This window comes from Sphingobium sp. B11D3D (assembly GCF_025961755.1).
Classification (GTDB): Bacteria; Pseudomonadota; Alphaproteobacteria; order Sphingomonadales; family Sphingomonadaceae; genus Sphingobium.
In genome coordinates, this window is the sequence record NZ_JAOQOG010000001.1 from 1,692,855 (window position 1) to 1,705,491 (window position 12,637).

The 12,637-nt window shown below is 63.2% G+C and carries 12 protein-coding genes; 8 read left to right on the forward strand and 4 right to left on the reverse strand.

Annotated elements, in window-relative coordinates; translation table 11 throughout:
* Positions 1–212 precede the first annotated feature (212 nt).
* Both M2334_RS07995 and M2334_RS08000 read left to right on the forward strand, forming a co-directional pair.
* Positions 213–1,160 (forward strand): ABC transporter ATP-binding protein, encoded by a 948-nt coding sequence (locus tag M2334_RS07995; RefSeq protein ID WP_264594412.1) that lies wholly within the window; start codon positions 213–215, stop codon positions 1,158–1,160.
* Positions 1,157–1,927 carry an ABC transporter permease gene (locus tag M2334_RS08000; RefSeq protein ID WP_264572906.1) on the forward strand — a complete coding sequence of 257 codons (771 nt, stop codon included), beginning with the start codon at positions 1,157–1,159 and terminating at the stop codon, positions 1,925–1,927. The genes M2334_RS07995 and M2334_RS08000 overlap by 4 nt, the downstream gene beginning before the upstream one ends.
* 79 nt (positions 1,928–2,006) lie before the next feature.
* On the opposite strand, the gene glpX is transcribed toward M2334_RS08000, so the two are convergent.
* The 3 genes from glpX to M2334_RS08015 form a co-directional block, all read right to left on the reverse strand.
* On the reverse strand, positions 2,007–2,996 hold the full coding sequence (gene glpX / locus M2334_RS08005; protein WP_181559765.1) for a class II fructose-bisphosphatase: 990 nt from the start codon (positions 2,994–2,996) through the stop codon (positions 2,007–2,009).
* A 134-nt stretch (positions 2,997–3,130) separates the two neighbouring features.
* A complete protein-coding gene (locus M2334_RS08010; RefSeq protein ID WP_264594413.1) occupies positions 3,131–4,447 on the reverse strand; it encodes a homoserine dehydrogenase in 1,317 nt (438 codons plus the stop codon).
* 92 nt (positions 4,448–4,539) lie between these two features.
* Entirely contained in the window at positions 4,540–5,421 is an 882-nt protein-coding gene (locus tag M2334_RS08015) for a hypothetical protein (protein ID WP_264605174.1), read from the reverse strand.
* Between the two features lie 229 nt (positions 5,422–5,650).
* Between M2334_RS08015 and M2334_RS08020 the strand changes: the two genes are divergently transcribed.
* The 5 genes from M2334_RS08020 (at position 5,651) to M2334_RS08040 (ending at position 8,967) form a co-directional block, all read left to right on the forward strand.
* Entirely contained in the window at positions 5,651–6,304 is a 654-nt protein-coding gene (locus M2334_RS08020) for an energy transducer TonB (RefSeq protein WP_181559762.1), read from the forward strand.
* Between the two features lie 72 nt (positions 6,305–6,376).
* Complete coding sequence (locus M2334_RS08025) at positions 6,377–7,126, forward strand: MotA/TolQ/ExbB proton channel family protein (protein ID WP_181559761.1); 750 nt, start codon at positions 6,377–6,379, stop codon at positions 7,124–7,126.
* Positions 7,127–7,227: 101 nt separating this feature from the next.
* Positions 7,228–7,713, forward strand: coding sequence for an ExbD/TolR family protein (locus tag M2334_RS08030; RefSeq protein WP_181559760.1), 486 nt, complete (start codon positions 7,228–7,230; stop codon positions 7,711–7,713).
* Positions 7,714–7,738: 25 nt separating this feature from the next.
* Positions 7,739–8,164, forward strand: coding sequence for an ExbD/TolR family protein (locus M2334_RS08035; RefSeq protein ID WP_181559759.1), 426 nt, complete (start codon positions 7,739–7,741; stop codon positions 8,162–8,164).
* A gap of 482 nt (positions 8,165–8,646) precedes the next feature.
* Entirely contained in the window at positions 8,647–8,967 is a 321-nt protein-coding gene (locus M2334_RS08040) for a PilZ domain-containing protein (RefSeq protein WP_264606054.1), read from the forward strand.
* Between the two features lie 465 nt (positions 8,968–9,432).
* On the opposite strand, the gene M2334_RS08045 is transcribed toward M2334_RS08040, so the two are convergent.
* On the reverse strand, positions 9,433–11,223 hold the full coding sequence (locus M2334_RS08045) for an ABC transporter transmembrane domain-containing protein (RefSeq protein ID WP_264605175.1): 1,791 nt from the start codon (positions 11,221–11,223) through the stop codon (positions 9,433–9,435).
* Between the two features lie 178 nt (positions 11,224–11,401).
* Here M2334_RS08045 and M2334_RS08050 point away from each other — a divergent pair, with 178 nt between their 5' ends.
* Entirely contained in the window at positions 11,402–12,637 is a 1,236-nt protein-coding gene (locus M2334_RS08050; RefSeq protein ID WP_264587282.1) for a polyhydroxyalkanoate depolymerase, read from the forward strand.

The window sequence follows — 12,637 nt, forward strand, 5'->3', positions numbered from 1 at the left end:
GGTCGGAGGTGCGCCGCAGGCGCGTACCGAGGAGGCGTATCGAAGCATCGAATCCTTCGATACGCCGCTTCGACAGGCGCAGCAGCTGCTCAGGACGAACGGAGATATCATCCGAGATGTCGTCATTTTGCGCACAGCGTCTTTCGGGCGGAACGGCGTTTATCCGCTCGCCGCTCTTTGCAAGACCCGGCCGATGGAGTAGCTGCGCTATCATGACGGCAATCCTCTCGCTCCGCGGCGTCACCAAGCAATATGCCAGCGGTCACAAGGCGCTCGGCAGCGTCGATCTCGATGTGGAGGAGGGCGAGATCTTCGCGCTTCTCGGGCCGAATGGCGCTGGCAAGACCACGCTCATATCCATCATCTGCGGCATTGTGCGCGCCAGTGGCGGGACTGTGCATGTCGGCGGGCACGATATCGTGCGAGATTATCGCCAGACGCGCGCCACCATCGGCCTTGTGCCGCAGGAACTCTCGACCGATCAGTTCGAGCGCGTGATCGATACGGTGCGCTTCAGCCGTGGCCTGTTCGGCAAGCCGCGCGACGATGCCTATATCGAGAGGGTGCTGCGCGACCTGACGCTTTGGGACAAGCGCCACGCCAAGCTGCAGGAGCTTTCCGGCGGCATGAAGCGGCGGGTCATGATCGCCAAGGCACTCGCCCATGAGCCGCGCCTGCTGTTTCTGGATGAGCCGACTGCCGGCGTCGACGTGGAACTGCGCCGCGACATGTGGGCGCTGGTCCGCCAGCTGCGGGACAATGGCGCGACGATCATCCTCACGACCCATTATATCGAGGAAGCCGAGGACATGGCCGATCGCGTGGGGGTCATCACCGGCGGCGAGCTGATCCTCGTGGAAGACAAGGCGCGGCTGATGAAGAAGCTGGGCAAGAAGACGCTGCGGATCACGCTCAATGAGCCGATGTCGGCTGTGCCTGCTGCCCTGTCTGACTGGCGCGTGACTCTGGAGAGCGACGGCGCCGAGCTTGAATATGTGTTCGACAGCCAGGCCGAGCGCACCGGGATCTCGGCGCTGCTCGGCCAGCTGAGCGCCCTCGGCATCGGCTACAAGGACCTCAATACCAAGGAAAGCTCGTTGGAGGACATTTTCGTGGATCTTGTCCACAAGCCCACGGCCCGGTCGGAGCAGGCGGCATGAGCGGCATCAATATCCACGCGATCCGCGCGATCTATCTGTTCGAGCTGCACCGCTTTCAGCGCACGCTGATGACGGGGCTGGTCGTGCCGGCGTTGACCACCACGCTCTATTTCGTGGTGTTCGGCAGCGCCATCGGCTCGCGGATGACTGAGGTCGACGGGATTCCCTATGGCGCGTTCATTGTGCCGGGCCTCATCATGCTGTCGATGTTCACGGAGAGCATCTTCAATGCCAGCTTCGGCATCTACATGCCCAAATATAGCGGCACGATCTACGAGCTGCTCTCCGCGCCCATTTCCGCGCTGGAGACGATCATCGCCTATGTGGGCGCGGCGGCGACCAAGTCGATGATCATCGGGCTGGTGATTCTCGCGACGGCGCATCTGTTCGTCGATCTGCCCATCGCGCACCCTGCCGCGATGCTCCTGTTCATGATGGTGATCGCGATCAGCTTTTGCCTGTTCGGGTTCATCCTGGGCATCTGGGCGCAGAGTTTCGAGCAGTTGCAGGTCATCCCGCTGATCGTCGTCATGCCGATGACCTTTCTGGGCGGCGCGTTTTACTCGATCCATATGCTGCCCGAGCCCTGGCGGACGATCACCATGTTCAATCCGGTGGTCTATCTGATCAGCGGGTTCCGCTGGACCTTCTTCGGGAAGGGCGATGTCGCGATGGGCGTCTCCGTGGCGTTCGTCAGCGCGATGCTGGTCATCTGCCTCGCGGTAATCGCCTGGATGTTCAAGACCGGATATCGCCTCAAGAAGTAGAGCGAACGGGCGTCAGATACCAAAACGCCCGTCATGCGCGAACGCAGGCAGGCGGTTCAGTCTCTGAATACTCGGTGCGTCAGTCGCGGGCGCGGTGCTCGCCCTTGACCCAGCGGACCGTGCCGGACGAGGCGCGCATCACGACGCTGTTCGTGGTCATCTTACCGCCGCGCAGGAGCTTGACGCCCTCGAGCAGCGAGCCATCGGTGACGCCGGTTGCAGCGAAGATGCAGTCGCCCTTGGCGAGGTCCTCCAGCTTGTAGATGCGGTCGAGGTCGGTGATGCCCCACTTGCGGGCGCGGGCCTTCTCGTCCTCGTTGCGGAACAGGAGCTTGCCGTTGAACTGGCCGCCGACGCAGCGCAGCGCCGCACAGGCGAGCACGCCTTCAGGCGCGCCGCCAGAGCCCATGTACATGTCGATCGTGGTGTCCGGGTCCGTCGTGGCGATCACGCCGGCCACGTCGCCGTCGCCGATCAGCACCACGCCGCAGCCGATGCCGCGCAGTTCGGCAATCAGCTTCTCATGGCGGGGGCGATCCAGCACGCACACGATGATCTCGGAGGGCTTCACGCCCTTGGCCTTGGCCACGGCCTCGACATTCTCCGTCGCGCTCTTGCGCATGTCGATGATATCCGGCGGATAGCCGGGGCCAACCGCCAGCTTCTCCATGTACACATCCGGCGCGTTGAGCAGATTGCCTTCCTCGGCGGCAGCGAGAACCGCAAGCGCATTGGGGCCGGCCTTGGCGGTGATGGTCGTGCCCTCCAGCGGATCGAGCGCGATGTCGATCTTGGGGCCACGGCCGGGCGCGCCACCGACCTTCTCCCCGATGTACAGCATGGGGGCTTCGTCGCGCTCACCTTCGCCGATCACCACCGTGCCATCCATGTACAGGCCATCGAAGGCCTTGCGCATCGCTTCGACGGCAGCAGCGTCAGCGGCCTTCTCGTCGCCGCGCCCCACGAGCTTGGACGCGGCGATCGCGGCGGCCTCGGTGACGCGCACCATCTCAAGAACAAGTACCCGATCGAGTACGGAACTGGCTTCGACGGTATTCGACTTCCCCATCCTGCGGCATCCTTTGCTGAATTGATGGGACGCGATAGGCGAGGATTGTTGCAATGTCGATAATGAGCCAGCGTCTTACCGGTGCGGCCGGGCGCATATCGCATCCCGGCCTGTAAGCGCGGGGTCGCCGCCTGTCAGTCGAGGATGTGCATCAACATCGGCGCGCCCAACAGGCTGTCCGATCCGCCGAGCCTGCGCAGCAGATCATCGATGGCGGAGAGGGCGCCCGGGTGAGTGACGATGGCGACAAGAACGCCCTCGTCCGCGGTGGCGGCCCGCTGGATCACGCTTTCGATCGACACGCCCGAATCCCGCATCGACGCCGTGATTTCCGCCAGCACGCCGGGGCGATCTTGAACCTGGAAGCGCAGATAGGCGCGGCCGGTGCGCTGCCCGGCATCGGCCTTGACCTGGCGCTGCAGCCATTCGGCCGGCATGGCGAAGGCAGGACCATATTCATCGCGCGCCACGTCGATAACGTCTGCGACCACGGCGGAGGCGGTGGGGCCTTCACCGGCACCGGCGCCCTGGAAGAACAGACGTCCGACGAAATTGCCCTCCGCCACGACAGCGTTGAGCGCGCCATCGACATGGGAAAGCGGGTGGTCGAGCGGCACCAGCATGGGGTGGACGCGCTGGAAGAGGCCGACATTCTCGCTGCCGTCCGCCTCGCATTCCGCCATGCCGACCAGCCTGATCTTGAACCCGAGCGAGGCGGCCTCGCGGATATCGGCTGCCATGACATTGCGAATGCCGGTGATATCCACCGAGCCGAAATCGATCTCCGTGCCGAAGGCGAGGCTGGCGAGGATCGACAGCTTGTGGGCGGCGTCGATACCGTCAATGTCGAAGGTAGGGTCAGCCTCGGCATAGCCCTTGGCCTGCGCTTCCTCCAGCACCTGGTCGAACGGGCTGCCATGCTGTTCCATGGTGGAGAGGATGTAATTGCAGGTGCCGTTGAGGATGCCATAGACCCGCATGATGCGATTGGCAGCGGCGCCCTCACGCAGGCCCTTGATGACTGGCACGCCGCCCGCGACGGCCGCTTCATATTTCAGCGCAACGCCGCTCCGCTCGGCCTCATGTGCCAAATCGAGACCGTGATGGGCGATCATTGCCTTGTTGGCGGTAACGAAAGGCTTGCCCTGGCTCAGGCATTGGCGGGCCAGCGTCAGGGCCGGGCCATCCGCGCCGCCGATCAGTTCAACGACCGTGTCGATGTCCTCGCGCTGCGCGAGGGTCGCCATGTCGTCGACCCATTCATAGGCGGAGAGATCAAGTCCGCGATCCTTGCTGCGGTCCCGCGCGGAAATGGCGACCACCTCGATCGGGCGGCCTGCACGCCGGGCAATCAGATCCCGATTGGTCTCCAGCAGGCGAATGACACCGGCGCCCACGGTTCCCAAGCCGACGATGGCGAGGCGAAGGGGGCGGGAAGAGGCGTCGGTCATAATCATGTCCTGCAAAAAGGTGTGAGCGGCGGTCGCACGGAGGTCCGCCGCCGCTCATAGCGGGTAATCCCGTACAGGAAAGAGCCCTCTGCCTAAATGACCGGCGTTTGCGTGCGGTCGCATGGTCCCAGTGCGGCCCGGAATGCGCTGTAATCGCGACTGGCGGCTTCCGCATCGTTGCGCGCCAGTTCGGTGAGGGACAAGGGCGGGAGCTGGTCGGGCAGGCTGCACGCGAGGCGATACCACAGCAAGGTGTCCCGCTCGGGGAGCTTCGCCGAATCATCCACAACCTCGCCCAGCGACACGCTGAAATGCGGTTGCTCCTGCGGTCTGCGGATCACCGACAGTGAAATCGGCGAGCCGTCCGCCGTGCCGAGGAAGATCTGAGTCTCACCTTCGCCCACAATCGCGCCCGGCACATGGAAGGCGGAGGTGACCCCTGTGACCGGCGCTGGTGCGCCGGGGGCGGAAAGATCCGCGATCACTTTCCGCGCCAGCGCCTCGTTGGCGGGGGTCCAGGGCACGAGCGCTGTGCTCGCGCTCAACTGGAACTCGCTCACCTGCTGGCCGACTTTGCCGAAAGCGAGAAAAATCTTGTTCTTGAGGTTGGGGCGTCGGGCATTTTCCGCTGAGCCGTCCACGAGGAAAGAGATTCGCTTGGACATCACGCCATCGCTGCGAATCAAGCCGAGCGTTTCAGCCTGGACGTAAAAACGGCTCCGCGTTTCCGGCAGATCGGGCGCGCGCTCGCGCTTGAGGACGACGATAGAACGCACGGTAATGCGCGCCACCGTGGGGGATGACGATACCAGTTCGGCCATCCTCGCGTAACTCAAGCTTGCCGGCTCTGGCGATTCTGCCACCTGTGCCGTAGCGGAAGTGGAAATAAAGGGGAAAGCGGCTGTCAACAGGGCGCTGCAACCGATTGCCAACAGTTTGGATCGGGCCTTTGGGCGTCGGATTGTGTCGGTCATACGCAATTCTCCTGATAGGCCTTCCTCAGCCTCTAACATAGGGGGTTAAGCAGAGGTGACCACCGTCAACAAAGCGTTTGCTTCACACGTTTTGCCACGATAGGACATGCCTCGGAATTTAGGAGCCCGAGCGATCAGTATCGCACGGAAGACGTCGTGCTTTACGGCATTTCGTCGATTCGTGGTCTGATTGTCAGCGCTGTATCGAGCTAGGGAGTGTCATTGCTGAATGGCCTATGCTGACCAGTCACAATCGTCCGGTAGGACGGTTTCTCTTATCATCGTGGCAATCATTCACGCGATCCTCGGTTATGCGTTTGTGACGGGGCTTGGCATCAAGTATGTCAAGCAGGCTGCAGAACAGCTGAACGTCATCGACGTGGCAGAGGAGCCGCCGCCGCCAGAGGAGGAGCCGCCGCCACCGCCTCCGCCTCCGCCAGACATGCCGCCGCCACCGCCGCCGCCGCCCACAGCGCCGCCGCCGATGATTTCGCTGCCGAGCACGGCTCCGGTTCTGGCGCCGCCGCCGCCTCCCACGCCGCCGCCGCCGGCTCCGCCTGCACCACCGCCGCCGCCTGCGCCGGTTGTCAGCAAGGCCGCTGGTGCCAGGGGTAACCCTGCGAGTTGGATTACGTCTGACGACTATCCTGCCGGTGCTCGTCGTGACGAGGCCGAGGGTTCGGTGACGATCGCTTGGGATATCAATGCCCAGGGGCGCGTCGAAAATTGCCGGGTGACCGCATCGAGCGGCCGCAAGGACCTCGACGAAACCGCTTGCAGCCTGATCACGCGCCGGGGACGTTATTCTCCCGCGCTCGATCAAGCCGGCAATCCGATCAAGTCGAGCAGCTCGCGCCGCGTGGTCTGGAAGCTTGAACGTTAATCCTGATTTCGGCCGTCCCGAACCGGGGCGAGGGACGGCCCATTCACCGACTGGTTTGAGAGGAATACACGAATGTTGATTTATTTGTCCGCAGCCGCTGCGCCGGCCGATAACCCTTACGGTCTCATGGAAGCCCTCGAGCAGGGCGGCGTGATCGCCTGGACCGTTTTCATCATTCTTTGCGGCATGTCCGTGTTCTCGTTCTTCATTCTGTTCTCGAAGCTCATCGAGCAGCAGAAGGTGATCGGCCAGGCCAAGAAGGTCCGTACCACGTTCTGGCGTTCGGCGACCCTCAAGGAGGGTTCGGCCAAGCTCGAGAAGAACAGCGCCTACAAGCAGCTGGTCGACGACGGCATCATGGCGCAGGAACAGCATGCCAAGCTGACCGATCCGGTCGAGGCGCATGACTGGATGCACGCTTCGCTCGCGCGTTCGGAAGCTGCCATCAACTCCAAGCTCGGCGGTGGCCTCGCGTTCCTCGCGACCGTCGGTGCGACCGCGCCGTTCATCGGTCTGTTCGGTACGGTTATCGGTATTTACCGCGCGCTCATCAAGATCGGTGCGTCCGGTCAGGCCTCGATCGACGCCGTTGCCGGCCCGGTCGGTGAAGCTCTGATCATGACCGCGCTGGGTCTGGCCGTGGCCGTTCCGGCGGTGCTTGCCTACAACTGGCTGCAGCGTCGTAACAAGTCGATTGCTGAAGACCTGAGCGGCTTCAACAACGACCTGCTTGGCTACATGGTGTCCAACGGTGCGGTCCGTCCGACCGTGGTTGCTGCACCGGCCGCGCCCGCTGCCAAGCCGGCTGCCGCCAAGGCCTGAGCTATCAAATGAAGCAGGTGTGGCGATCCTCGAGCGGTCGCCACATCAAGCCTCCGCAAGGACGTGCGTGCTTCCAAAGCCAAGAGTTAGGATTTTGATCGATGGCAATTAGCTCTGGGGGTGGTGGTGATGACACCCCGATGTCGGACATCAACACGACGCCTCTCGTGGACGTCATGCTGGTGCTTCTCATCATCTTCCTCATCGCAATTCCGGTGGTGATCCAGACAGTGGACGTGAAGCTGCCGAAGATCGCCTTCGAGCCAACGACCACGAAGCCGGAAAATGTGAGCCTTACGGTTCGCGCAGTGGATGGGCAGTGCGAAGTGTACTGGAACGTGACCAAGGTCACGGCCGGCGATCTTCTCAACCGCGCTGTCAAGAAGCTGGAAGCGGATATCGAGAAGGCCGGTGGCGTGGAGAACATGAACCCCGACGATCTGCCCGAAGCGCACATCCGTGCAGACATCGATACGCCGTACCGGTGCATCGGTGGCACGATCTTCACGATGCAGCGCGCCGGCTATCCGAAGGTTGGCTTCATTTCTGAGCCTGACCCGGCTTCGATTTCCGTCCGTCGCCTCTGACGCCCAAGTTTAGGAGACCAGTCCCATGGCAATGAGTGGTGGCCGCGACGACGGCGAGCCGATGATGGAAATGAACACGACGCCGTTGATCGACGTCATGCTCGTGCTCCTCATCATGTTCATTATCACGATCCCGATCCAGACCCACGCGGTGAAGATCGACCTTCCGCAGAATGCGGACGCGCCGCAGAACACGATCGACCCGGTCAAGAATCGCCTGACCATCGATCCGGCAGGCACGATCTACTGGAATGGTGCCCCGGTCGACCGGGTGACGCTGCGCCAGTATCTCGATCAGACCAGCCGTATGGCCCCGGAGCCTGAACTGCAGTTCGAGCCTGACCAGTCGGCTCGTTATGTGGTGGTTGATGAGGTGCTCGCCATCATCAAGCGCGCTGGCGTGACCAAGCTCGGCTTCGTCGGCAACGACCGTTACGGCGGCGTGTTCTGATCATAGCGGAAACGCGCTTCGTCGCGGATCTGGATGCATTTGGAAAAGGGGGCTTCGGCCCCCTTTTTTTGTTGGGCTTCCGGGGTGGCGTGCCCAGGCGTGGTGACCGGCCTCGGAGGGGGCTTCGCCCCCCGCGTTGGCGTGGCCAGTCGGCCTTCAAACATTGATCCTGCGCACCGCGTACGAACACCGTTGTTTGTCTGGTGAGGCCAGCACGCGCGAGTGGCAGAAACACACACGCCAGATCAGCATAACGGTTTTAGGCCTTCGACGGCGCCAGTGACACCATTTGGGAATTAGCCGTCGCTCTGACACTGAACCCGGCGCTGCTGATTTTTGAGCGATGATAGGCAGGTGGTCGCCCGTCGAGGCCCATGTACGATTTCGGGTCCTCATATGCTGGGCCGGAAGGACTTCCTATGATTAAGACGATGGTAAGGTTCCCTTTCGTATCGTGCGATGTTCCAGGCAGGCAGGTCGATATGGGCGCAGTTCCAGACAAAATGAATGAGCCGTCCGCTCGTTCGTCAGCGCGGCAGTCGGTCTTGATTGGCGTCCGTGTGCGCCGCAAGGGCGAGAGCTGGTTCAAAAGCCGGATCTCGGACATGTCGCTCACCGGCTTCCGCCTGATGAGCTATGTGAAGCTTCAGGTCGGTATGGAAGTGTGGGTGATGTTTGCCGGCTTTGAAGGGCGCAAGGCGTTCGTCACCTGGGTATGCGACCATGAAGCGGGGTGCGAGTTCGAGACACCGATGCATCCGGCGATTTTCGATCACATCGTTCGCGGCGCTGAGGCGGACTGACGACATCGGGCCAATCAAGGGCGCGGGCTCGGCAAATGGTCCGCCTCCCCGAAAAGGGCTGGGGGGTGAGCTGAGGCTTGCGTACGCTGATCGCGGGAACACGCTCGGTCAATTCCGTGCCGCGCTGCAGATTCATTGCCGGTTTACTGCACACGACAGGCGGTGCCGAAAGGGCCCTCGGTTCGAGATTGACCGGTGTCGCTCGTGAACCTGCTAAGGACGTGTTTGATGCTGCGATGCGATTCTGAACCCGTTCTTAGACCTGGAAGTGCATGGGCGCATTGCCGGTCTCGGTGCTTCCACGTGAGATCCTGAACACCGACGCAGCCGACTTATGTGACGGTCGCCCACTTGGCCAACGCGGCTACCGGGCCAAACATGCGGCCCCTGCGCGAGCTAAGCAGCTAAGAGCCGGCGCCGCATCAGCAACAGCTGATCGCCGTGCCAACGTCCGGTAATCTCCGATCAGGTCGGTTCGTCGAACTGCAGCGATGCGAGCCGCGCATAGAGGCCACCGCGGGCAATCAGGTCCGCGTGGGTGCCGATGTCGGCGATCCGGCCCTGATCGAGGACGACGATGCGGTCGGCGGCGCGGACGGTCGCCAGGCGGTGGGCGATGACGATGGTTGTGCGATCCTTCATCAGGCGAGCGAGCGCATCCTGCACCAGGCTCTCGGATTCTGCGTCCAGCGCCGAGGTTGCTTCATCGAGCAGCAGCAGCGGCGCATCCTTGAGCAGCGCGCGGGCGATCGCGACGCGTTGGCGCTGGCCGCCGGAGAGGCGGGCGCCGCTCTCGCCGAGTTCGGTGTCCAAGCCCTGCGGCAGCGCCTTGAGAAAACCGTCAGCATTGGCTGCGCGCGCGGCCTCCATCAACTGCTCGTCGGTGGCATCCCAGCGTCCGTAACGCAGATTGTCGCGCGCACTGGCGGCGAAGATCACGGTTTCTTGCGGCACCAGGGCGATCATGCTGCGCAGGCTCAGCAGGTCTGCCTCGCGCAGGTCGACGCCGTTGAGGAGGACCCGCCCGTGGGACGGATCGTAAAACCGCTCGGCAAGCTGAAGGAGCGTGGATTTGCCCGCGCCGGATGGGCCGACGATGGCCACGGTCTCGCCCGGTGCGACATCCAGCGAGAAATCCATGAGGGCCGGCAAATCCGGCCGCGTCGGATAGCGGAAGGCCACGTTCTCGAACGTCAGTCGCGCCTGGCCGGGCTGCGGGATAGCGACCGGCCGGGCCGGTTGGCGGATTTCGGAGACGGCGCTGGTCAGTTCGCTCAGTCGTGTGGCGGCCCCGGCCCCGCGCAGCAGATCGCCATAGACCTCCGTCAGCGCGCCGAAGGCACCCGCGACAAGACCACCCGTCATGACGAAGGCCGCGATGCTGCCGCCGGACATCCGGCCCGCCGCGACGTCAAGCGCGCCCTGCCACATGATGAGGGTGATGGAGCCGAAGATCACCAGAATGATCGTCGCGGTCATGGCCGCTCGCAGGGTGATGCGCTGGCGGGCCGTGCGGAAGCTGTCCTCGACCGCGCGCCGGAACCGCCCGGCTTCACGCTCTTCCTGACCGAAGGCCTGGACGATCTTCATGGCGCTCAGCACTTCGTTGGTGATGCTGCCGACCGCAGCCAGCCGATCCTGACTGTTGCGCGAGAGCGCGCGCAGGCGCCGACCGACCAGAATGATCGGCCCGAGCACGATGGGAATGCCGAACAGCAGCATCGCCGTAAGGCGCGGCGCGAGCATGAACAGATAGACGATGCCGCCAAAACCGGTGAGCAGATTGCGCATCGCCACCGAGACCGTCGAGCCGACGACCTGCTCGATGATCGCCGTATCCGCCGTCATCCGAGAGGCGATCTCGGAGGGGCGGTTATGCTCGAAAAAGGCCGGCTCCTGCCGCAGCAGATTGGCCTGCGCGGCGATCCGCAGATCGGCCACCACGCGCTCGCCCAGCCAGGCGACGAAGTAGAAGCGCATGGCGGTCGCAAAGGCCAGGATGACCACGATGAGCAGCAGATACTGGAACCAGCGGCTGATGTCCCCATCGAGCCCCGAAGCAAAACCGCGATCGATGACCAGCTTGAAACCACTGGGGATGGCAAGCGTTGCTGCAGAGGCGAGAACCAGGGCGAAGCCGGCGCCGGCTATGCGGCCGGGGTAGCGGAGCGCGGCGCGCCAGATCAGTCGCAGATTGCCAAGATCGCCCGCTTTGCGCCGATCGTCATTGTCTGGGGTGGACGCCGAGGTAGCCATGGCCGCGCCCTAGACCAACTTTGCAACCAAGGGGAGGGCTTTTGCACCTGCGCTGTGCCTTCTGGTGTGGCAAAGGAGACGCGTCGGCACTATTTAGTGCTTCTAAGCCCGTTATCGGCGCTGGCGTCAGGGCGTTGGATGTGCTGGTTTAGACAGATGGCCCCGAGTAAGGAAACACATGCTCTATAGTGCCTATGAAATTCAGCGCAGCTTTCTGGCAAGCGCCAGTGCCATGGCGACCGCGAGCGTGGAACTGCTCCAAAATCCCGCAAATCCCTTTGCTTATTTCGGTGGCGGTCCGATGCTCGCCTCCGCGCTGGATGTGTTCGCGCATGCCGCGGCGCCGCGCGGCAAGCCCGCCTTCGACCTGCCGACTACCGAGGTGGACGGGCAGACCGTAGCGGTGCACGAAGTCATCGAGGCGCGCCAGGTCTTCGGCCAGCTGCGTCATTTCGTGCGGGAAGGGCAGGAGGGCCGGCACCCCAAGCTGCTGATCGTCGCGCCGATGTCCGGCCATTTCGCGACGCTCCTGCGCGGCACGGTGGCCCGGATGCTGCCGGGGCATGACGTCTATATCACCGACTGGCGCGATGCCCGCGATGTGCCGCTTTCCGACGGGTCGTTCGATCTGGATGATTATGTCGATTATCTCGTCGGGTGGCTCGAGCATATCGGACCGGGCGCACATATGCTGGCGGTCTGCCAGCCGTCGGTGCCCTGTCTGGCTGCCGCGAGCCTCATGTCCGCCTCCAAGCATCCGTGCCGTCCGCGCACATTGACGATGATGGGCGGCCCGATCGATACTCGCGAGGGGCCGACGGCCGTCAATCAGCTGGCGCAGGAGCGGCCGCTGAGCTGGTTCAGCCAGAATGTCGTGACCTCGGTTCCGTTCAATTATCCCGGCGCCGGGCGGAAGGTCTACCCCGGCTTCATGCAACTGGCCGGCTTCATGACCATGAACCTCGGCAACCACCTGATGAGCCATTGGCAGATGTTCCGTCACCTCGTTCAGGGCGATGATGAGAGCGCGGACGCGACCAAGAAGTTCTACGAGGAATATCGCTCGGTCTGCGACATGACCGCCGAATTCTACCTGCAGACCGTCAATGAGGTGTTCAAGAAGCACAGCCTGCCCAAGGGCGAGTTCATGCATCGTGGCGTCCGCATCGACACGGCAGCGATCACGGATGTCGCGCTGCTCGCGGTCGAAGGCGAGAATGACGATATTTCGGGCATCGGCCAGACGAGGGCGGCGCTCAAGATTTCCCCGAACCTGCCGGACGAGATGAAGCAATATTATCTCGCCGAGACGGTCGGCCATTACGGCATCTTCAATGGCTCGAAATGGCGGAACCGCATTGCGCCAGTGGTCGAGGCATGGATTGCCCGCCACGATGATCTGCCGCGCGGCTGA